12 protein-coding genes and 1 pseudogene are annotated in these 19,476 nt (G+C 72.2%); 10 read left to right on the top strand and 3 right to left on the bottom strand.

Features of this window, described 5'->3' with window-relative positions; genetic code table 11:
- The first annotated feature begins 48 nt into the window (after positions 1 to 48).
- The 4 genes from AB0E67_RS00570 to AB0E67_RS00555 all read left to right on the top strand — a co-directional run bounded on the left by AB0E67_RS00570 (position 49) and on the right by AB0E67_RS00555 (position 6,674).
- Complete coding sequence (locus AB0E67_RS00570) at positions 49 to 330, top strand: acylphosphatase (RefSeq protein WP_351516806.1); 282 nt, start codon at positions 49 to 51, stop codon at positions 328 to 330.
- A 438-nt stretch (positions 331 to 768) separates the two neighbouring features.
- Entirely contained in the window at positions 769 to 981 is a 213-nt protein-coding gene (locus tag AB0E67_RS00565) for a hypothetical protein (RefSeq protein WP_362019063.1), read from the top strand.
- Positions 982 to 1,431: 450 nt separating this feature from the next.
- A complete protein-coding gene (smc, locus tag AB0E67_RS00560) occupies positions 1,432 to 5,007 on the top strand; it encodes a chromosome segregation protein SMC (RefSeq protein ID WP_362019060.1) in 3,576 nt (1,191 codons plus the stop codon).
- Positions 5,008 to 5,255: 248 nt separating this feature from the next.
- Positions 5,256 to 6,674 carry a sugar porter family MFS transporter gene (locus tag AB0E67_RS00555; protein ID WP_362019057.1) on the top strand — a complete coding sequence of 473 codons (1,419 nt, stop codon included), beginning with the start codon at positions 5,256 to 5,258 and terminating at the stop codon, positions 6,672 to 6,674.
- A gap of 54 nt (positions 6,675 to 6,728) precedes the next feature.
- Here the strand turns inward: AB0E67_RS00555 and AB0E67_RS00550 are convergent, their stop codons facing one another.
- Entirely contained in the window at positions 6,729 to 7,697 is a 969-nt protein-coding gene (locus AB0E67_RS00550; protein ID WP_362019054.1) for an LLM class flavin-dependent oxidoreductase, read from the bottom strand.
- A gap of 379 nt (positions 7,698 to 8,076) precedes the next feature.
- Positions 8,077 to 8,385 (bottom strand): annotated as a pseudogene (locus AB0E67_RS00545) (cytosine permease); the annotation flags it as partial.
- Between the two features lie 144 nt (positions 8,386 to 8,529).
- Between AB0E67_RS00545 and ftsY the strand changes: the two are divergent.
- Positions 8,530 to 9,741 (top strand): signal recognition particle-docking protein FtsY, encoded by a 1,212-nt coding sequence (gene ftsY / locus AB0E67_RS00540; RefSeq protein ID WP_362019051.1) that lies wholly within the window; start codon positions 8,530 to 8,532, stop codon positions 9,739 to 9,741.
- A 224-nt stretch (positions 9,742 to 9,965) separates the two neighbouring features.
- Here ftsY and AB0E67_RS00535 read toward each other — a convergent pair whose 3' ends face one another.
- Positions 9,966 to 10,625 carry a bifunctional DNA primase/polymerase gene (locus tag AB0E67_RS00535; protein ID WP_362019048.1) on the bottom strand — a complete coding sequence of 220 codons (660 nt, stop codon included), beginning with the start codon at positions 10,623 to 10,625 and terminating at the stop codon, positions 9,966 to 9,968.
- A 444-nt stretch (positions 10,626 to 11,069) separates the two neighbouring features.
- Here AB0E67_RS00535 and AB0E67_RS00530 point away from each other — a divergent pair, with 444 nt between their 5' ends.
- The 5 genes from AB0E67_RS00530 (at position 11,070) to ffh (ending at position 19,398) form a co-directional block, all read left to right on the top strand.
- Positions 11,070 to 12,545, top strand: coding sequence for a hypothetical protein (locus AB0E67_RS00530; RefSeq protein ID WP_362019045.1), 1,476 nt, complete (start codon positions 11,070 to 11,072; stop codon positions 12,543 to 12,545).
- Positions 12,546 to 13,073: 528 nt separating this feature from the next.
- On the top strand, positions 13,074 to 14,444 hold the full coding sequence (locus AB0E67_RS00525; RefSeq protein WP_362019042.1) for an ammonium transporter: 1,371 nt from the start codon (positions 13,074 to 13,076) through the stop codon (positions 14,442 to 14,444).
- On the top strand, positions 14,441 to 14,779 hold the full coding sequence (locus tag AB0E67_RS00520) for a P-II family nitrogen regulator (RefSeq protein ID WP_362019039.1): 339 nt from the start codon (positions 14,441 to 14,443) through the stop codon (positions 14,777 to 14,779). The genes AB0E67_RS00525 and AB0E67_RS00520 overlap by 4 nt, the downstream gene beginning before the upstream one ends.
- 137 nt (positions 14,780 to 14,916) lie before the next feature.
- A complete protein-coding gene (locus tag AB0E67_RS00515) occupies positions 14,917 to 17,511 on the top strand; it encodes a [protein-PII] uridylyltransferase (protein WP_362019036.1) in 2,595 nt (864 codons plus the stop codon).
- Between the two features lie 339 nt (positions 17,512 to 17,850).
- Positions 17,851 to 19,398: a signal recognition particle protein gene (gene ffh, locus AB0E67_RS00510; RefSeq protein ID WP_360104065.1), complete on the top strand. Its 1,548-nt coding sequence runs from the start codon at positions 17,851 to 17,853 to the stop codon at positions 19,396 to 19,398.
- Positions 19,399 to 19,476 lie beyond the last annotated feature (78 nt).

Below are 19,476 nucleotides of genomic sequence, written 5' to 3'. Positions count from 1 at the left end.
GACGATCGGCCGGTCGGTGGTGGGCGATCGACCGGTTAGCGTTCGTGCATGGACGAAGACGTACGGCTCACCGCATGGGTGCGCGGTCGGGTGCAGAGGGTCGGTTTCCGCTGGTTCACCAGGGAGAACGCCCTGGAGATCGGCGGTCTCACCGGGTTCGCCCTCAACCTCGACGACGGCAGGGTGCAGGTCGTGGCCGAGGGGCGGCGTGAAAATTGCCACCGTCTGCTGGAGTGGCTGCGCTCGGACGACACACCCGGGCGCGTGGACGGAGTGACTGAGATATGGGACACGCCGCGCGGTGGTTACGAGGGCTTCGAGATCCGCTGACCCGGCCCCGGTCCGTCATTCTTTCGAGGGTGGATGTTCGGTGCGTGTTCGATAAATGGCGTGCGGTGACGGAAGGTGCGCACGTCTCCGTGCACATGAAATGACCTGCGGAATGACCAGATGGTTGCCAAGATTCGGTTGGCGTGCCAGGCTGCGGCAGTAAGGATGATCTCCACGCCCCCGAGGGTCCCGCAGGAGAGTCGCGCCGCATGATCGCACAAGCCGCGCGCCCGGGGCCGCCCGGCGCCGCAGGGTGTGATCGTGTTGACCGTCAAACTTTTTGGTGAGACGCTGAAATCCCCGCGCACCTGAGCTGTTCGGCAGAACTGTTTGGCAGCAGAACAGTAGTGAATGGAAGCACTGCCGAGCACCGCGGGTGCGAATCCCTCACGACCCACACCGCATCGGTCGGTCACTCAGTGTGGAGGACCATCCATCATGGCAAAGGCGCTTCTCGGTTACGTCGGCGGTTCCGACCCGCGACTCCTCGCCGAGATGCGACGGCTCCAGCAGCGCGTGCAGGACCTCGAATCCGAGCTCGTACGGATTCAGCACGAGAACGACGCGCTCAACGCCGCCGCCCAGCACCAAGAGTCGCTGCTCGACAGCATGGACATCGACGTACCTCGGGCGCAGCCGGCGCTGACCTGACCGATGGCCCTCGGGGCCAGGTCGGGACGCTCGCGTCAACCGTTCGAGATCATCACCCGGATCGTCGCCGGATCATTGAAGATCATCGCTCTTGATCTGTCACCTGCGTGACAAGTCCGTGGTCCACCATGTGCCGCTGCGCCAGCGAGATCGCATACGCAACAACGCGGCAAGATTTCACAAGGGGCGCCCCGGCGTCCCTTCTTTCTTTCCCGGTCTGCGCGACCGGTTTCCTCCGCGACCGGTTTCCGGCCCCCGCGGCCGAGCCTTTTCGGTGTCCCAGGCCGGGCTTCTTCGCTCCGGCTTCCCGCGTGCGCCGGGCCCGGACGGCCGCGGTGCCCACAGGGTGAACGGGACCGGTCCCCCCCGGCATACACCCCTTCCCTTACCGTCTGATGTGCCCTGCACCTTCATCGGTGAAACCGAGCGCGAAAGGTAGAGTCCGGCGGCGTGCATCTCAAGGCCCTGACCCTGCGTGGTTTCAAATCGTTCGCCTCCGCCACGACGCTGCGGTTCGAACCCGGTATCACGTGCGTCGTCGGCCCGAACGGGTCGGGCAAGTCCAATGTGGTGGACGCGCTTTCCTGGGTCATGGGGGAACAGGGGGCCAAATCCCTGCGCGGCGGCAAGATGGAGGACGTGATCTTCGCCGGCACCACCGGGCGGCCGCCGCTCGGGCGGGCCGAGGTCTCGCTGACCATCGACAATTCCGACGGCGCACTGCCCATCGAATACGCCGAGGTGACGATCACTCGGATCATGTTCCGCAACGGCGGCAGCGAGTACCAGATCAACGGTGACACCTGCCGGCTCCTGGACATCCAGGAACTCCTCTCGGATTCCGGTATCGGCCGGGAGATGCACGTCATCGTCGGCCAGGGGCAGCTGGACTCGGTGCTCCACGCCGACCCCTCAGGGCGGCGCGCGTTCATCGAGGAGGCCGCGGGTGTGCTCAAGCACCGCAAGCGGAAGGAGAAGGCGCTGCGGAAGCTGGACGCGATGGGAGCCAATCTGGCCCGCGTCCAGGACCTGACCGACGAACTGCGACGGCAGTTGAAGCCGCTGGGCAGGCAGGCGGCCGTGGCACGGCGGGCCGCCGTCATCCAGGCGGATCTGCGCGACGCACGGCTGCGGTTGCTCGCCGACGACCTGGTCGCGCTGCGTGCCGCGCTGCGCAGCGAACTCGCGGACGAGGCGGCGCTCAAGGAGCGCCGGGAGGCCGCGGAGGCGGAGCTCAAGACGGCTCTGGCGCGCGAGGCGAGCCTGGAGGACGAGGTGCGGCGGCTGGCGCCACGACTCCAGCGGGCCCAGCAGACCTGGTACGAGCTGTCGCAGCTGGCCGAACGGGTGCGCGGCACGATCTCGCTGGCCGATGCCCGGGTGAAGAGCGCCACCGCGCCCGTCGAGGAGGAGCGGCGCGGCCGCGATCCGGAGGACATGGAACGGGAGGCCACCCGCATCCGTGAGCAGGAGGCGGAGCTGACGGCCGCCCTGGAGGCGGCGGAACACGCGCTGGAGGACACCGCCGCCCACCGCGCCGAGCTGGAACGGCGATTGGCCGCCGAGGAGCGCGGGCTCAAGGACGCCGCCCGGGCCATCGCCGATCGCCGCGAAGGGCTCGCCCGGCTCGGCGGACAGGTCAACGCGGCCCGCGGCAGGGCCGCTTCGGCCCAGGCCGAGATCGACCGGCTCGCCGCCGCACGCGACGAGGCCCAGGAGCGGGCGGTCGCCGCTCAGGAGGAGTACGAGCAGCTCAGGGCCGAGGTCGAGGGTCTGGACGTGGGCGACGCGGAGCTCGGCGAGCGGTACGAGGACGCCCGGCGGGAACTCGCGGAGGCGGAGGCGGCGCTCTCCGCGGCCCGGGAGGCCGCCACCGCCGCCGAACGAAAGCGGGCGGCCGTCGCGGCACGTCACGAGGCCCTGGCCCTCGGGCTGCGCCGCAAGGACGGCACGGGCGCGCTGCTCGGCGCACGGGGCCGGCTGCCCGGCCTGCTCGGGCCGGCCGCGGAGCTCCTGTCCGTGGAGCCCGGGTACGAGGTGGCGGTGGCGGCGGCCCTGGGCGCCGCGGCGGACGCGGTCGCGGTGACCGACCCGGCCACGGCGGCGGAGGCGATCCGGCTGCTGCGCAAGCAGGACGCGGGGCGGGCGGCCCTGCTGCTGGGCGCCCCCGTCGGAGGCCCGGTGGCGGGGCCGGCCGAGGGGGCCGGTGCGGGACCGGTCGGGACGCCGCCGGCCGTGGCCGACCTGGTCAGCGGCCCCGTCGAACTGGTGGACGCCGTACGCGGACTGGTGCGGGACACCGTGGTGGTCGGCACGCTGGAGGACGCCGAGGACCTCGTCGCCGAGCATCCCGGACTGACCGCCGTGACCGCCGAGGGCGACGTCCTCTCGGCCCACTTCGCGCACGGCGGTTCCGCCGGGGCGCCCAGCCTCCTCGAAGTGCAGGCGTCGGTCGACGAGGCCGCCGCCCAGATGGAGGAACTTGCCCTGCGCTGTGCGGAGTTGACCGAGGCCCAGCGGATCGCGGGGGAACGGCGTGAGGCCTGCGCCCGGCAGGTCGAGGAGCTGGGGGAACGGCGCCGGGCCGCCGAACGGGAGAAGTCCGGGGTGGCCCAGCGGCTGGGACGGCTCGCCGGGCAGGCGCGTGGCGCGGCGGGTGAGGCCGAGCGCACGACCGCGTCCGCCGCGCGTGCCCAGGAAGCCCTCGACCGGGCGACGGAAGAGGCCGAGGAGCTGGCCGAACGGCTGCTCGTCGCCCAGGAGACGCCCATCGAGGAGGAGCCGGACACCTCCGTGCGCGACCGGCTCGCCGCCGACGGGGCCAACGCCCGCCAGACCGAGATGGAGGCCCGCCTCCAGGTGCGTACCCACGAGGAGCGGGTCAAGGGGCTCGCGGGCCGCGCGGACTCCCTCGACCGGGCGGCCCGCGCCGAACGCGAGGCCCGGGCCCGTGCCGAGCGGCGCCGCGCCCGGCGGCGGCACGAGGCCCATGTGGCCTCCGCCGTCGCGACCGGGGCGCGTCAGCTGCTCGCCCACGTCGAGGTGTCCGTCGTACGGGCCGAGCGCGAGCGGTCCGCGGCCGAGGAGGCGAAGGCGGAGCGCGAGCGCGAGCTGACGGCCGAGCGCGACCAGGGCCGCGCGCTCAAGGACGAGCTGGACAAGCTCACCGACTCGGTCCACCGGGGCGAGGTGCTCGGCGCCGAGAAGCGGCTGCGGATGGAGCAGCTGGAGGCGAGGGCGCTGGAGGAGCTGGGCGTCGAGCCGGCCGCCCTGGTCGCCGAGTACGGTCCCGACCAGCCCGTACCCCCCTCGCCCGCCGCGGTGGGCGAGGAGGTGCCGGACGATCCCGGACATCCGCGCAACCGGCCGAGGCCGTTCGTCAGGGCCGAGCAGGAGAAGCGGCTGAAGGCGGCCGAACGGGCGTATCAGCAACTCGGAAAGGTGAATCCGCTCGCCCTGGAGGAGTTCTCGGCCCTGGAGGAGCGGCACAAGTTCCTCTCCGAGCAGCTCGAAGACCTGAAGAAGACCCGGGCCCATCTGGTGCAGGTCATCAAGGAGGTCGACGAGCGGGTCGAGCAGGTGTTCACGGAGGCGTACCGGGACACGGCCCGGGAGTTCGAGGGCGTGTTCTCGCGGCTGTTCCCGGGCGGTGAGGGGCGGCTCGTCCTGACCGACCCGGACGACATGCTCGCGACCGGGGTGGACGTCGAGGCCCGGCCGCCGGGCAAGAAGGTCAAGCGGCTCTCGCTGCTGTCCGGGGGGGAGCGCTCGCTGACGGCGGTGGCCCTGCTGGTCTCGATCTTCAAAGCCCGGCCCAGCCCGTTCTATGTGATGGACGAGGTCGAGGCGGCCCTCGACGACACCAATCTGCGGCGGCTGATCCGGATCATGGAGGAGCTCCAGGAGAGCTCGCAGCTGATCGTGATCACGCATCAGAAGCGGACGATGGAGGTCGCCGACGCGCTGTACGGCGTGTCGATGCAGGGGGACGGGGTCTCCAAGGTCATCAGCCAGCGGCTGCGCTGAGTCCCGCCAGGGTTTGTCGGTCTCCGACACTCCAACCCCTCTCGCGCGTTGTCCCGAAACGGACGGGTGCCGATGCGGCGACGACGTCTTCGGGAGCCGAACGCGACGGCCGTACGGCCCGCTCCACCTCTTCAAGTGGTGGCAGCCGGAAAGTTGTGCCCCACTGGGGTGTGTCCCCTGTGGGGAGCACGCTTCCCGCACGGCTCGTTGCCCGCACCTGACGACGCGTCCAGGCATCAGGAGTTCATGTGACCGACACCGCGCAGGGACCGGCGTCCGGAGCCCGCGCCGCCCAACCGGATCACCTCGGCCATGTCGTCTTCATCACGGCCGCCGCCGCCATGGGCGGCTTCCTCTTCGGCTACGACAGTTCGGTCATCAACGGCGCCGTGGAGGCGATCCGCAGCCGGTACGCCATCGGCTCGGCGACACTCGCCCAGGTCATCGCCATCGCCCTGATCGGCTGTGCGCTGGGCGCGGCCACGGCGGGACGCATCGCCGACCGCATCGGCCGGATCCGCTGCATGCAGATCGCCGCCGTGCTCTTCACCATCAGCGCCGTCGGTTCCGCACTCCCGTTCGCGCTCTGGGACCTGGCCATGTGGCGGATCATCGGAGGCTTCGCCATCGGCATGGCGTCCGTGATCGGCCCCGCGTACATCGCAGAGGTCTCGCCGCCCGCCTACCGGGGCCGCCTCGGCTCCTTCCAGCAGGCGGCGATCGTCGTCGGCATCGCCATCTCGCAGCTGGTCAACTACGGCATCCTGCAATTCGCCGGAGGGGATCAGCGCGGCCGGATCGGTGGTCTGGAGGCGTGGCAGTGGATGCTCGGTGTGATGGTCGTCCCCGCCGCCCTGTACGGGCTGCTGTCGCTGGCGATCCCGGAATCGCCCCGGTTCCTGATCTCGATCGGCCGCAAGGACCGGGCCCGGAAGATCCTGGAGGAGGTCGAGGGCAAGGGCGTCGACCTCGACGCGCGGGTGGCCGATATCGAGACCGCCATGCACCGGGAGCACAAGTCCACGTTCAAGGACCTGCTCGGCGGGCGCTTCGGCTTCCTGCCGATCGTCTGGATCGGCATCGGTCTGTCGGTCTTCCAGCAACTCGTCGGCATCAACGTGGCGTTCTACTACTCGGCGACGCTGTGGCAGTCCGTCGGCATCGACCCGAGCGAGTCGTTCCTCTACTCGTTCACCACGTCGATCATCAACATCATCGGTACCGTCATCGCGATGACGCTGGTGGACCGGGTGGGGCGCAAGCCGCTCGCGCTGGTCGGCTCCACCGGCATGGCCGTCGCCCTCGCTTTCGAGGCATGGGCCTTCTCCGCCCCGCTCGTCGGCGGGAAGCTGCCGCACACCCAGGGCGTCGTGGCGCTCGTCGCGGCCCATGTGTTCGTGCTCTTCTTCGCCCTGTCGTGGGGCGTCGTCGTCTGGGTCTTCCTGGGCGAGATGTTCCCGAACCGGATCCGTGCGGCGGCGCTCGGGGTCGCCGCCTCCGCGCAGTGGATGGCCAACTGGCTGATCACCGCGAGCTTCCCGAGCCTGTCCGACTGGAACCTCTCGGGCACGTACATCATCTACGCGTGCTTCGCCACGCTCTCCATCCCGTTCGTGCTCAGGTTCGTGCGGGAGACCAAGGGCAAGGCGCTGGAGGAGATGGGCTGACCTGTGCCCGTTCCTCCGCGTTCCGTCCCTGGCGCGGACCGCCCACGCGCCGGATCAGTGCGACGCGACCGCCTCGCAGAACAGCCGCAGGCTGCGCCACCCCTCTTCGAGGGGCATCCCGCCGCACAGCGGATGCAGCACCAGACTGTCGAGCTTCCCGGCCAGAGCGGCGCACTCCCGCGGGGTGACGACCCGGTAGACGCCCTCGTTCCGCAGCGCGCCCACCGTGCCCGCCGCCGAGCGTACGGCGGAACGGATGCCCGCGGACTGCCAGGAGGCGTACGTGCGCGCCTCGTGCAGGAAGTGCTCGCCGTGCTCCGCCCACGTCCGGTCCGGGTCCTCGGACACGTGCAGCAGGGGCGTCTCGGCCGACGGCATCATGCAGAACCCGTCCGTCCCGAGCTCCGCCCGACGCTCGTGGTAGTACGCCTCCAGCTCCGGCAGATGCGCGCTCGGGAAGAACGGCAGACCGAACCGCGCCGCACGCCGCGCCGCCGCCCGCGAACTGCCGCCCACCAGCAACGGAGGGTGCGGACGGGTGTACGGGCGCGGCGTGACCCGGACCGTACGGCCGCGGTACGGGAAGGGGTCCCCGGTCCACGCCCGCACCAGGGTCTCCAGCAGCTCGTCCTGGAGCCTGCCGCGGTTCGTCCACTCGACGCCCGCCCGTTCGTACTCCTGCGGCCGGTATCCGATCCCCGCCACCGTGATCAGACGGCCCGCGCCCAGCAGGTCCAGGACCGCGATGTCCTCGGCCAGCCGCAGCGGGTCGTGCAACGGTCCGATGATCGCCGAGACGGTGACGGCGATCCGGCGGGTGGAGCCGAGGACCGCCCCGGCGAAGACGAAGGGGGAGGGCAGCCAGGAGTTCTCGGCGCCGTGGTGCTCCTCGGTCTGCACGGTGTCGATCCCGTGCTCGTCGGCGTACGCGGCCATCTCCAGCGAGGCGCGGTAGCGGGCCGAGAGCGACTCGGGGCCTGCGGCGGGATCGACGAGATTGAACCGGACCACTGTGAAGGCCATGAGGCGTGTCCTCTTCGTCGGTCGGACTCGGCGAGACCGGACACTATCTGACGCACCATCAGAAGTGTAGGGGTGTGTCGTTCCGCGGTCCGCCCGCGCGCCCGGGGACGGGCCGCGGCAGGGCCGCGTACAGCGTCGCGGAGACGGCGATCGTGGCCACCCACCTCAGCCACGTGCCGCCCGGCCCAGGTGCCGGAGAACCACTCCACGCCGGTCAGGAGCAGTCCCGTCGCCGGCCCCGCGGCCACCGCCGGTACGGAGAATCCGCCGGCGACACCGGCGGTACGCGGACGAGCCGGGCGCCGGACGCGGTCGCGCCGACGACCGCGGGACCGGACGTCGAACGGGGCAGGCGGCGGGCGCAGCCCGGGCCCGCGGGCACCCGGACGATCCCGCCGGGCGGCAGATTGCCGCGCGGCCCGAAGACGGTGCGTGAGGGCGCCATACCCGGGGCCCCACCGCTCCGGCCCGCCAGGGAGATCGGTCCGACCGGTCCGAAGCCGATGGCCAAAGCCGCGAGCGCGACGGTGAGCACCTGCCGGAGGTTCTGCCCGTCGAAGACGACGAGCCCGGCGCCGATGGTGAGCGGCAGCACGGTCGGGTTCGCGCCGACCCAGGCGGGGAAGAGGGCCCGGACCCGGCCGGTGCGTTGGCTGTCGGGGACGGGTTCCAGGCCGCGGGTCCCCATGGACGGGATCATATTTTTGCCGCAGATGTCACGAAAAAGCGCATAACGGCGATGTGGGGGTGCGGGTGATTCTCCGTGGTGCCTCGCGCGGCCTGCTCCTCGGGGCAGCCCGCACGGCCGGGTGTGGCTGATACTGGACGGGTTATGGAATTCGTCATCCTTGCTGTAGTCATCGCCCTGGTCGCAGTCGGCGTGATCAGCGGGCTCGTGGTCAGCGGCCGCAAGAAGAAGCAGCTGCCCCCGGCGCCGCCGAGCACGCCGACCATCACTCCTCCCGCCGAGCCCCAAGTCGGCGAGGAAGCCGAGACGCCGCGCGAGGAACCGCGCCGCACCATCGAGGAGGTCGCTCCCCCCACGGCCGAGGCGCCCGCCGCGGAGGCCGTCGAGGAGGTCGGGCCGGAGGCGCTCGCCGTCCCCGCCCTCGAAGTACCCGAGCCCACCGCCGGCCGGCTCGTCCGGCTGCGCGCCCGGCTCGCCCGCTCGCAGAACTCCCTGGGCAAGGGGCTGCTCACGCTCCTGTCCCGGGACAACCTCGACGAGGAGACCTGGGAGGAGGTCGAGGACACCCTCCTCACCGCGGACGTCGGCGTCGCTCCCACCCAGGAGCTGGTGGAACGGCTCCGCGAGCGCGTCCGCGTCCTCGGCACCCGTACCCCCGAAGGGCTGCGCGCCCTGCTGCGCGAGGAACTCCTCACACTGATCGGCACCGAGGCCGACCGCGCGGTCAAGACCGAGAGCGGCCTGGACACCCCCGGTGTGGTGATGGTCGTCGGCGTCAACGGCACCGGCAAGACCACCACCACCGGCAAGCTGGCCCGGGTGCTCGTCGCCGACGGCCGCAGCGTCGTGCTCGGCGCGGCCGACACCTTCCGTGCCGCCGCCGCAGACCAGCTCCAGACCTGGGGCGAGCGCGTCGGCGCCCGTACCGTCCGGGGCCCCGAGGGCGGCGACCCGGCGTCGATCGCCTTCGACGCGGTGAAGGAGGGCATCGCCGAGGGCGCCGATGTCGTCCTCATCGACACCGCCGGGCGGCTGCACACCAAGACCGGCCTCATGGACGAGCTCGGCAAGGTCAAGCGGGTCGTCGAGAAGCACGGGCCGCTCGACGAGATCCTGCTCGTCCTCGACGCGACGACCGGGCAGAACGGCCTGGTGCAGGCCCGGGTGTTCGCCGAGGTCGTCGACATCACCGGCATCGTGCTGACGAAGCTGGACGGCACCGCGAAGGGGGGCATCGTCGTCGCCGTGCAGCGCGAGCTGGGCGTACCGGTGAAGCTGGTCGGCCTCGGCGAGGGACCGGACGACCTGGCGCCGTTCGAGCCGGAGGCGTTCGTGGACGCCCTGATCGGGGACTGACGCCCGCGCCGTCCCCGTTCGCGAAGAAGCCCGACCGCCGGAACGCCGGCGGTCGGGCTCTTTCGTGCCGGACCCTCTCCCGGGCCCGATTTCGTGCCCGATCCTTTCGGGTGTCGGACCCTCGTGCGTGGGGACGCCGCGAACGCGCGCGGCGGACACCGAACGCGCGGGGATGCCCGAATGTGCGCGCGAGCCCCCCGAATGCGCGGGGCGGCGCGCCGACGTCAGCCGCGCAGGGGTGCGCGATGGCAGCTGTATGCCAGCGTGCCCAGCAGCAGCCGGGCCGGGGGCGGCGCGGCCGCCGTGTCCAGCACCGGCGGGCGCAGCCACCGGGCGGGGCCGAGACCGCCCTCGTCGGACGGCGGGGCCGTGATGTGGTGGCCCGGGCCCAGCGCCCGCAGGTCCAGCCCCGCGTCGTCCCAGCCCATCCGGTAGAGCAGACGCGGGAGCTCGGCGGCGGCGCCCGGGGCGACGAAGAACCGCGCCCGCCCCGACGGCGTCAGCACGACCGGGCCGAGCGGCAGCCCCATCCGTTCCATGCGCGCCAGGGCCCGGCGCCCGGCGGCCTCCGCGACGTCCAGCACGTCGAAACCGCGCCCCACGGGCAGCAGCAGCGAGGCACCCGGCACCCGGGCCCACCCCTCCACCGCCGCGTCGAGCGCGGCGCCCGGCGGGATCTCGGGCGCGAAGTCGAGGGGATGGGCGCCGGGGGAGGGGCACCGGTCCTTCCCGCACGAGCAGCGGCCGTCCACGACGCGCGCTCCGGGTGCCACGGCCCAGCCCCACAGTCCCGTGTACTCGGCCACCGCCGTGCTCTCGGCCGTGCGGCCGCGGCGTCGTGAGCCGGTGCGCATCTCGCGGATGCCGCCGATCGTGAAGCCCATGCCCCCTCCAACGGGTCCGACTCGCCGGTGGTTACGACGCGGAATGACGGCATGACACCCCGTCGTCGTCGCGATCCGTGATGCGCCGGTGCGCACGCGGTGGCGCGGCGTGAGCCGTGCGCCCCTTTCGTGCGTCGCTGCAACCACAATTGATCGACCGTGTGTCAAGTGAATCGCGCCCCGTGGCGTTCGCGTTCATCCGAAGGGGTGGCGAATGGTGGCGTTTCCGTGAGCACCCTCGCCGAGGTGGTGATCGTAGGATTACCGTCGGTACACGAACCATGGAAGTATGTGCGCGCATGGGTATGCCGGAGGCAACCCGATTTCCTGTTCGATCGCGTGCGGTCTCCGTATGAGCGTCATCGGATCAGGGCATTCTGATAGCGGTTCGCGCGACAGCGTTCGTCGGGATCGCGACGGTTTCAGTGGGATGGGGGCGTTCCAGTGAGTGGCAGCGGCGCAGGCGATACGAATGCCGGTAAGCGCCCCAACGAGCAATTGAGCTCGTGGTTCGTGCGCAGCGGCTGGTCGAAGGGCGAGCTGGCGCGGCAGGTCAATCGGCGGGCGCGGCAAATGGGCGCGCATCACATCAGCACCGACACCTCCCGGGTGCGGCGCTGGCTCGACGGCGAGCAGCCGCGCGAGCCCATTCCGCGCATTCTGTCCGAGCTGTTCTCGGAGCGTTTCGGTTCGGTCGTGGCGGTCGAGGATCTCGGACTGCGCGCCGCGCACCAGTCGCCCTCCGTGTCCGGGGTCGATCTGCCCTGGGCAGGACCGCAGACCGTCGCCCTGCTCAGCGAGTTCTCCCGCAGCGATCTGATGCTCGCGCGGCGCGGGTTCCTCGGGTCCTCGCTCGCTCTCGCCGCCGGACCCGCCCTCGTCGAACCCATGCAGCGCTGGCTGGTGCCCGTGGCCGCCTCCGGACCCTCGGAGCCCGAGCCGGCCGCGGCGGCCCGTCGTCCCTCCAAGCTCTCGGGGCCCGAGCTCGACCTGCTGGAGTCGACCACGGCGATGTTCCGCCAGTGGGACGCGCAGTGCGGCGGCGGTCTGCGCCGCAAGGCCGTCGTCGGCCAGCTCCACGAGGTCACCGACCTCCTGCAGGAGCCTCAGCCGGAGGCCACCGCCAAGCGCCTCTTCCGCTGCGCGGCCGAGCTGGCCGAGCTGGCGGGCTGGATGAGCTACGACGTCGGTCTCCAGCCCACGGCTCAGAAGTACTTCGTTCTGGCGCTGCACGCGTCGAAAGAGGCCGGGGACAAACCGCTCGGTTCGTATGTTCTGTCCAGCATGAGCCGGCAGATGATCCACCTCGGACGGCCCGACGACGCCCTCGAACTGATCCACCTCGCCCAGTACGGCAGCCGCGACTGCGCCACCCCGCGCACCCAGGCCATGCTGTACGCGATGGAGGCCCGCGCGTACGCCAACATGGGCCAGGCGGCCAAGTGCAAGCGGGCCGTCCGGATGGCCGAGGACACGTTCCTCGACGTCGGGATCGACGGCGAGCCCGAACCCGACTGGATCCGCTTCTTCTCGGAGGCCGAGCTCAACGGCGAGAACTCCCACTCGTTCCGCGACCTCGCCTACATCGCGGGCCGCAGGCCCACGTACGCCGGGCTCGCCGAACCGCGCATGCGCAAGGCGGTCCAGTTGTTCAGCGAGGACAACGAGCATCAGCGGTCCTACGCGCTCAACCTGATCGGTCTCGCCACCGTCCACCTGCTCAAACGCGAGCCCGAGGAGTCCACGACGCTCGCCGAGAAGGCGCTCCGGATCGCCAAGAAGATCCGTTCCGAACGCGTCAACACCCGACTCCGCAAGACCGTCGACACCGCGGCCAGGGACTTCGGGGACCTCCCCGAGGTCGCCAGGCTGACCGACCTCCTCACCGAGCAGCTGCCCGAAACCGCCGACGCGGTTTGACGGGCGACGCCCCGGACACCGGCCACGACGGCCGCCCCGCACACATCGACTTCGGCTCCCCCAATCGCCAAGTCGCGGGGCGGTCGGCGTGGCCGGTTCGCGTTCCCGCCCCTGGTGCGGAAGCCGACGCGAGGCGCGCGCACGGGAGACCGGCGCGCGAAGCCGGTGAGTGAGCCCGGCGGAACACGGAAGGGTCCGGCCGGGCCCTGCTCGCGGGCGCCGGAGCGGCCCGTGTGCGGCGTCGGGCGTCGCACGTACCCGGGGCGCGGGCGCCATCGGCGGTTCATGGGGACTTAACACACCGGACCCGTTCGTCACCGCCGTGAAACACCGTGCGGCATCGCCGGAAACCGCGCCGGGCGAATCTCGTGGTGCAACGACGGCCCGCACCCTCCCCGCGGTCCGCACCTGTCCTTCCCGGCGGTCCCGCACGCGGCCTTCCCGACGGTCCCGCACGGGTCCTTCCCAGCGGTCGCGCACACGGCCCGTCCGTCGCGCCGCGGCCGCTCCGACGACGAGGAGGCGCCGATGCCCCCAGGCATCACGACGCTCGCCGCAGACCCCCCGAGCCTGTCTGCCGCCAACACCGGGTTCATGCTCATCTGCTCGGCCCTGGTGATGCTCATGACCCCGGCCCTGGCCTTCTTCTACGGCGGAATGGTCCGCGTCAAGAGCACCCTCAACATGCTGATGATGAGCTTCATCAGCCTCGGGATCGTCACCGTCCTGTGGGTGCTCTACGGGTTCAGTGTCGCCTTCGGCAACGACGTCGGTTCGGTCGTCGGCTGGGCCTCGGACTACGTGGGTCTGAGCGGGATCGGCCCGAACCGGCTCTGGGACGGCCGCACCATCCCCGTGTACGTCTTCGCCGTCTTCCAGCTGATGTTCGCCGTCATCACCCCGGCACTGATCAGCGGCGCCCTCGCCGACCGGGTGAAGTTCACCTCCTGGGCCCTGTTCATCACGCTGTGGGCCTCCGTCGTGTACTTCCCCGTGGCCCACTGGGTCTGGGGCTCGGGCGGCTGGCTCTACGAGATGGGCGTCATCGACTTCGCGGGCGGTACGGCCGTCCACATCAACGCGGGCGCCGCCGCCCTCGGCGTCGTCCTCGTCATCGGCAGGCGCGTCGGCTTCGCGAAGGACCCGATGCGGCCGCACAGCCTGCCGCTGGTGATGCTCGGCGCCGGACTGCTCTGGTTCGGCTGGTTCGGCTTCAACGCCGGATCGTGGCTGGGCAACGACGACGGCGTCGCCGCGGTCATGTTCGTCAACACCCAGGTCGCCGCCGCCGCCGCGATGCTTTCCTGGCTCGCTTACGAGAAGCTCCGCCACGGCTCCTTCACCACGCTCGGCGCGGCCTCCGGCGCGGTCGCGGGCCTCGTCGCCATCACACCGTCCGGCGGCGCCGTCAGCCCGCTCGGTGCCCTCGCGGTCGGGGCCGTCGCCGGGGTGCTGTGCGCCACGGCCGTCGGCCTGAAGTACCGGTTCGGCTACGACGACTCCCTGGACGTCGTGGGCGTCCACCTCGTCGGCGGTGTCGTCGGCTCCCTCCTCGTCGGTCTCTTCGCCACCGGCGGCGTCCAGTCCCACGCCAAGGGCCTCTTCTACGGCGGTGGCCTCGAACAGCTCGGCAAGCAGGCCGTCGGGGTCTTCTCCGTCCTCGCGTACTCCCTGGTCGTCTCCGCGGCCCTGGCCTTCCTCCTGGACCGGACGATCGGGATGCGGGTCGGCGAGGACGACGAGATCTCCGGTATCGACCGGGCCGAACACGCCGAGACCGCCTACGACTTCGGTGGTGCGGGCGGCGGAACGTCGCCGCGCGCCGCAGCCACGGCCACGGCCACGGCCCCGGGATCCGGCTCCACGGCGGTAGCGCACACCAGGAAGGTGGACGCATGAAGCTCATCACGGCGGTCGTGAAACCGCACCGGCTCGACGAGATCAAGGAGGCCCTGCACGCCTTCGGCGTCCAGGGACTCACGGTCACGGAGGCCAGCGGATACGGACGGCAGCGCGGCCACACCGAGGTCTACCGAGGCGCCGAGTACACCGTCGACCTCGTCCCCAAGATCCGCATCGAGGTCCTCGTCGAGGACGACGACGCCGAACAGCTCATCGACGTCGTGGTGAAGGCGGCCCGGACCGGCAAGATCGGTGACGGCAAGGTCTGGAGCGTGCCGGTCGACACCGCCGTCCGGGTCCGGACGGGCGAACGCGGCCCGGACGCGCTCTGAACGGACCATCTCCGACCGGACGCGTGCTGGGGCGCGTTCCGGCCGGCCGAGGACCGGGCGCACACCGCCCGGGACCGGCCCGGACCCCGGGGCGGCCCGCACGGCCTCCCCGGGGCCCCGAAACGAAAGGCACCCGGATGACGAGCACCGAAGCGACCCCCGACGTGAACGCCGGTGCAACCACCGATGCGACCACCGACGCGACCATCGCACCCACGGCCTCGGGGCACGGCGGCTACGCGGCGGCCCGGCTGCGCCTCCTCCGGGCGGCGGAGCGGTCCGGGCCGCGGCGCCGCACCGCCCTCGCGTCGCTCACCGACGACTGGCTCACCGCGCTGTTCACCACCGCCACCGGGCGGACCGGCGTCGGGGGCGCCGCCCTCGTCGCGGTCGGCGGCTACGGACGCGGCGAACTCTCCCCGCGCAGCGACCTCGATCTGCTGCTCCTGCACGACGGCAGGGCCGACGCCGGAGCCGTCGCCGCCCTCGCCGACCACCTCTGGTACCCCGTCTGGGACCTCGGCATCGCGCTCGACCACTCCGTACGCACCCCCGCGGAAGCCCGCCGGACGGCCGGCCGGGACCTCAGGGTCCAGCTCGGACTGCTGGACGCCCGGCCGGTCGCCGGGGACCCGGGCCTCGTCGCCGCCCTGCGCACCGCGGTCCTCGCCGACTGGCGCGATCAGGCTCCCGGGCGGCTCCCCGCCCTCGCCGAACTCTGCCGCGCACGGGCCGAACGCCACGGCGAGCTGCGCTTCCTCCTCGAACCCGACCTCAAGGAGTCGCGCGGCGGTCTGCGCGACCTCACCGCCCTGCGGGCCGTGGCCGCCTCGTGGATCGCCGACGCCCCGCGCGAGGGCCTCGCCGGGGCCCGCCGCGTCCTCCTCGACACCAGGGACGCACTCCACCTCGCCACCGGCCGCGCCACCGACCGCCTCGCCCTCCAGGAACAGGACCAGGTCGCCGCCGCCCTCGGACTCCTCGACGCCGACGCCCTGCTCCGGCAGGTGTACGAGGCCGCCGGCACGGTCTCGTACGCGGCGGACACCACCTGGCGCGAGGTCGACCGCGTCCTGCGCGCCCGCTCCGCCCGCCCCCGGCCGCGTGCCCTCCTCAACGGCGGCAGGCCCGCGGGGACCGAGCGCACCCCGCTCGCCGACGGCGTGGTCGAGGCCGATGGCGAGGCCGTCCTCGCCCGGACAGCCCGCCCCGAACGCGACCCGGTGCTGCCGTTGCGCGCCGCCGCGGCGGCGGCCCGTTCCGGGCTCGTGCTCTCCCGGCACGCCGTACGCCGCCTCGCCGCCACCGCCCGCCCGCTCCCGGTGCCCTGGCCGGCCGAGGCCCGCGAGGAACTCGTCATCCTCCTCGGCGCGGGCGAGGCCGCCGTCCCCGTCTGGGAGGCGCTCGAAGCCGAGGGGCTGATCGGCCGACTGCTCCCGGACTGGGAACGTGTCCGCTGCCGCCCCCAGCGCAACCCCGTCCACACCTGGACCGTCGACCGCCACCTCGTCGAGACGGCGGTCCGGGCCTCCTCGCTCGCCCGGCGCGTCGGACGGCCCGACCTCCTGCTCGTCGCCGCGCTCCTGCACGACATCGGCAAGGGCCGGCCGGGCGACCATTCGGTCACCGGTGAGGTCATCGCCCGCGACACGGCGGCCCGGATCGGATTCGACCGGCACGACGTGGGCGTGATCGCCACTCTCGTACGCCATCACCTGCTGCTCGTCGGGACCGCGACCCGGCGCGACCTCGACGACCCCGCGACCGTCCGCTCCGTCGCCGAGGCCGTCCCCACCCCGTCCACCCTGGAGCTCCTGCACGCCCTCACGGAGGCGGACGCCCTCGCCACCGGCCCCGCCGCCTGGTCCGCCTGGCGCGCCCAGCTCGTCGACGACCTCGTCGGGCGCGTCGCCGCCGTGCTCGCCGGCCGGGAACCCGAGGAACCGGAACCCGTCGGGCCCGGCGCCGAGGAGGAACGGCTCGCCGTCGAGACCCTGCGCACCGGCGGGCCCGCCCTCGCCCTGCACGCCCGGACAGGGGCCCCGGTCCGGGAGGGCGAACCGGTTCGGGGCGGCACACCGCATCCGGACGCCGATCCGGCCCGGGGCCACGCACGTGATCCGGACGGCACACCGGAACCGGTCGGTGCCGAACTCCTCGTCGTCCTGCCCGACCGCCCCGGCGTGCTTCCCGCCACCGCGGGCGTCCTCGCTCTGCACCGGCTCACCGTGCGCGCCGCCGACCTGCGCACCCTGGAACTCCCCGCCGGGGTCGCCGAGGCCGCCGTCGGCGCACCCGGCGGCCCGCGCCTGCTCCTGCTGCGCTGGCGGGTCGCGGCCGAGTACGGCTCGCTGCCGCAGGCCGCCCGGCTCCGCGCCGATCTCGTACGGGCCCTGGACGGCGGCCTGGACCTCGGCGCCCGCCTGGCCGAACGCGAGGCCGCCCGGCCGAGGCGGCGCGGGGCACAGGCCCCGCCGCCCAGGGTGACGGTCGCGCCGGCCGCCTCACGGCTGGCGACGGTGATCGAGGTGCGGGCACAGGACGCCCCCGGGCTGCTGCACCGGATCGGCCGCGCGCTCGAGGGGAGCGCGGTGCGGGTTCGCGGCGCGCGTGTGTCGACGCTGGGGGCGAACGCGGTGGACACGGTCTACGTCACACGGGAGGACGGCTCGGTGCTGGCGGACGAGGAGGCGGCGACCCTCGCGAAGGCTCTGGAGGACGCCTTGCGCTGAGACATGGGGGAGCGCGCTCGCCCGCGTGGACGGCATGCTCGCCCGCGTGGACGGCATGCTCGCCCGCGTGGACGGCGTGCTCGTCCGGGTGGACACCGGGCGAGTGCCGATGGACATGTTCCCCGTCGGCCGCAGGACGTTCCGGCGTCGATCACCGTCCACTGCGTGCGCGCCCGGTGCGGACATCCCGCTCCCCGCCGGGGCGGACACCGCTCCCCGCCACCGCCGCGCCGCGGCCCTCGTCGGCCGGAGAGGGCGGGCAAGGGCTGCCGCTTGCCCGAGCCGGATACTCTAGAGAGCGATCTGCTATGCCCCCGACCCCGAGGACCGACGAGCGCCGTGTTCGATACTCTCTCCGACCGTCTTAGCGCGACTTTCAAGAACCTCCGGGGCAAGGGCCGCTTGTCCGAGGCGGACATCGACGCCACGGCACGCGAGATCCGTATCGCCCTGCTCGAAGCGGACGTCGCCCTCCCCGTCGTCCGGGCCTTCATCGCCAACGTGAAGGAGCGGGCGCGCGGCGCCGAGGTCTCCCAGGCGCTGAACCCGGCCCAGCAGGTCGTCAAGATCGTCAACGAGGAGCTCGTCTCCATCCTCGGTGGCGAGACCCGGCGGCTGCGGTTCGCCAAGAACCCGCCGACCGTGATCATGCTCGCGGGTCTCCAGGGTGCCGGTAAGACCACCCTGGCCGGAAAGCTCGGCCGCTGGCTCAAGGGCCAGGGCCACTCCCCGCTGCTCGTCGCCTGTGACCTCCAGCGCCCCAACGCCGTCAACCAGCTCAGCGTCGTCGCCGACCGCGCCGGTGTCGCGGTGTACGCCCCCGAGCCGGGCAACGGCGTCGGCGACCCGGTCCAGGTCGCCAAGGACTCGATCGAGCACGCCCGGTCCAAGCAGTACGACGTCGTGATCGTCGACACCGCCGGCCGTCTCGGCATCGACCAGGAGCTGATGCAGCAGGCCGCGGACATCCGTGACGCCGTCAGCCCCGACGAGATCCTCTTCGTCGTCGACGCGATGATCGGTCAGGACGCGGTCAACACCGCCGAGGCGTTCCGCGACGGCGTCGGCTTCGACGGCGTGGTGCTCTCCAAGCTCGACGGCGACGCCCGCGGTGGTGCGGCCCTGTCGATCGCCCATGTCACGGGCAAGCAGATCATGTTCGCGTCGAACGGTGAGAAGCTCGACGACTTCGACGCCTTCCACCCCGACCGCATGGCGTCCCGCATCCTCGACATGGGTGACCTGCTCACCCTGATCGAGCAGGCGGAGAAGACCTTCAGCCAGGAAGAGGCCGCCAAGATGGCCTCCAAGCTGGCGTCCAAGAAGGGGCAGGACTTCACGCTCGACGACTTCCTGGCCCAGATGGAACAGGTCAGGAAGATGGGCTCCATCTCCAAGCTGCTCGGGATGCTGCCCGGCATGGGTCAGATCAAGGACCAGATCAACAACATCGACGAGCGCGACGTGGACCGCACCGCCGCGATCATCAAGTCGATGACCCCGAAGGAGCGGGCCGAGCCGACGATCATCAACGGCTCGCGCCGGGCGCGCATCGCCAAGGGTTCCGGCGTCGAGGTCAGCGCGGTGAAGAACCTGGTGGAGCGGTTCTTCGAGGCGCGCAAGATGATGTCGAAGATGGCGCAGGGCGGCGGTATGCCCGGTATGCCGGGGATGCCCGGCATGGGTGGTGGCCCCGGCCGTCAGAAGAAGCAGGTCAAGCAGGCCAAGGGCAAGCGCAAGAGCGGCAACCCGATGAAGCGCAAGGCCGAGGAGCAGGCCGCCGCCGCCCGTCGCGCCCAGGCCGCGCAGGGCGGTGCGCCCGGCCTTCCGGCCCCGGGGGACAAGGGCTTCGAGCTGCCGGACGAGTTCAAGAAGTTCATGGGCTGACCGCACCGCCGATTGTGGACGCGGGCCGTGCGACGGCCCGTACGCGAGGGGCGCCCGCCGACCCCGGTTTCCAGCGAA

Source organism: Streptomyces sp. NPDC032161, from assembly GCF_040636995.1.
GTDB lineage: Bacteria > Actinomycetota > Actinomycetes > Streptomycetales > Streptomycetaceae > Streptomyces.
Note: the sequence above shows the minus strand (reverse complement) of the source record. Positions and strands in the feature narration are given on the sequence as shown.